General features: G+C 60.2%; 2 protein-coding genes and 1 pseudogene. All 3 read right to left on the reverse strand.

Annotated elements, in window-relative coordinates; translation table 11 throughout:
- Positions 1–1012, reverse strand: a pseudogene (locus ACXRVY_RS23835) (polyurethanase); the annotation flags it as partial.
- Positions 1013–1035: 23 nt separating this feature from the next.
- Complete coding sequence (locus ACXRVY_RS23840) at positions 1036–1209, reverse strand: hypothetical protein (RefSeq protein WP_223457243.1); 174 nt, start codon at positions 1207–1209, stop codon at positions 1036–1038.
- 42 nt (positions 1210–1251) lie between these two features.
- Positions 1252–2533 (reverse strand): TolC family outer membrane protein (locus tag ACXRVY_RS23845; RefSeq protein WP_458238411.1); only part of this gene is annotated, 1282 nt, incomplete at its 5' end.

The following is a 2533-nucleotide window of genomic DNA, read 5'->3' on the forward strand; positions in this document are numbered from 1 at the left end:
AGTCATTGCCGAGACCGCCCTTGAGCAGGTCGTCGCTGTCGGTGCCAATGATGAACGTGCTGCTGGTGTGCGGTTCACCGCTGCGTCCAAGATCCTCGACCCAAGTGGAACCTCGTGCCGACTGCGAAAGGTTGGAAACGATCAGGGTCGAATCCTTGTCGGTCAACTGGTAGAAGCGCGAGTCGATCACCCGGTTCAATCCGTCGGCGTAGCCCAGCGAGCCATGGGCTGACCAGTTCATCGGGTTGAGAATGCTGAATGGCACCAGGTTTTGCGCAGTGGATGCGTAGTGATCGTTGAAGTTGACGATGTTGTTGGTGGCCGACGCTTGATGACCGTCATGCTTGCCCAGCGAGCCACTGCTGAAGGTGGTGCTGTCGAGTACCCGAAACACCGGATCGTTCTCGTAACCGATGTTCAGCACGTTATTGCCAGTGGAGCTCTGGGTTGGCGAAGCGAATGCTACGTAACTGGCATCCTTGTAGAAGCCGCCCCAATTGTTCCCGCTCAGCTCGGCGACGCTGTTGACYSCCAGSCCRCCGAGGCTGTGMCCGCTGACCAGCACGTCCTCGGCACTGAGGCCATAGGCGATGGCGAACGCAGCCACTTTACCGAGCAGCGTATCGAAGGCGTTTTTTGCGTAGTGGGTTGCGTAATCCACTGGGCCAACCGCCGCCAACAGGTTGTTTTTCATATCGCCGAACGTGTCGTTGTAGCCGAGCCCGCCGGTGCCACGAAAAGCAATGCCGATACCGATCAGTTTTCCGGCGGCGTCGTACTTGCCGAGCACTTCGGCTTCGGCGCTGGTGAAACCGTCCTTCTCGCCGAAATACGTGCCCTGCGCCCCGACCTTGCCTTGATAACCCAGGGCATTGGCGCCGATCGGCGCCCAGCCATTGGCCGGAAATGACTGGCCGGTAGGTGCATAGGCATACAACGTCAGGGCGATGGCATCGGTGTACAACACCTTGCCGGCCTCGCTGCCGGCATTTTTGTAATCAAACAGTCCCATGTTGTGCTCTCTCTTCCTTCAAGTCAGAACTGCCAGGCCAGGCCCAGGCCCCAGTCGCGCTGAAACTCGGCGCTGAGCCAACTGACGGGATCGCCGAGGGTGCCGGTGTCCAGCCAGGCTGCGGCGGCCTGTTCCGAGCCTGCGCCAATCAATAGCAACAGCATGCCGACCGGGGCCGGTTTGATGCGTACGTCCATGTTGAACACTCGCTTTTTTGTTTTTGTGTAGGTTCTGCGGTGTTACCGAGTCCTCGGCCCCTGGCCAAACGCCTCGTCCACCCGAGCCAGATCCTGCTCGCTCAAGGTACCCGCGTAGTAATGCAACCTGGTCCAGGCCATCAGATAGTCGTAGCGGGTCTGGGCCAGGTCCCGGCGGGTGGTGAACAGTTGTTGTTCGGCGTTCAGCGCATCGAGGTTGACCCGCTCACCGCCCAGGATGCTTTGCTTGGTCGACACCACTAGCGCTTCAGCGGAAGTCAGGGCTTTTTGATAGGCCCGCAGCTTGCTCACCCCCGACAGGCAGGCGCTGAACTGCCGACGTAGCTCGATCAGGGTTTCCCGGGTCTTGCCGTCCAGTTCGTACTCGGCCTGTTCCATCGCACGGCTGGCCTGCCGGGTCGAAGCCGAGACCCCGCCGCCGGCATACAACGGCACATTGACTTCGATGCCGATGGTGTTGGTGTCATAACGCTGGTTGTAGGTGTTGCCGCTTTCGGATTCGTTCTGGCGCACCGTGGCGTAGGCGCTGACCTTGGGCAGGTGCCCGGCGCGGTTGCGTTCGACTTCGTAGCGCGCTACCTCCAGCGACTGACGCTGGGAGGCCAGGTTCGGGTTGTTGGCCACCGCCATCTCGTGCCAGGTGTCGTAATTGGCCGGTTGCAGGGTGAAGGTCTGAAAGTTCTGCTCCAGCGGTGCCAGATCAGCGATGTCGATAGTGGGCACGCCGACGAGCGCACCCAGCTCCCGCAAGGACGCATCCTGTTCGTTACGCGCCTCGATTTCCTCGGCAGTTGCCAGTTCATAGCGCGACTCGGCTTCGAGTATGTCGGTACGCGTGCCTTCGCCCTGGCGAAACATCTGCTCGTTCTGCTGGAACTGTTGCTCGAAGGCTTTTTTCTTGGCCTGGGCAATGTCGATCTGGTCCTGGGCGAACAAGGCCTTGGTGTAGTTTTCCAGCACCCGTACCAGCAACTCCTGGCTTTTGCCGCGAAAGTTTTCATCGGCGAACAACGCCTGCGCCACGCCCTTGCGATAAGCGGCGTAGGCCTCGTAGTCGAGCAACGGTTGTTGCAAGGTCAGGCTTGAGCCGTAACTGCTGTAGTTGCGGTCATCGGTCTGGTTTTGCCGGTGCTCGTTCAAGTAGGTGGCCTTGGAAGAGTTGCGGCCCTTGTTGTAGTTGTAACCCAGTCTCGGCAACAGCCCGGCGCGGCCGATGGCGCGGTTTTCCAGGCCGGCGTCGCGCTCCTTGATCGCGCCGAGGAATACCGGGTCGTTGCGCAACGCCTGTTCGTAAATCTCGAAC

The sequence above is a fragment of the Pseudomonas sp. P5_A2_2 genome (assembly GCF_054177685.1).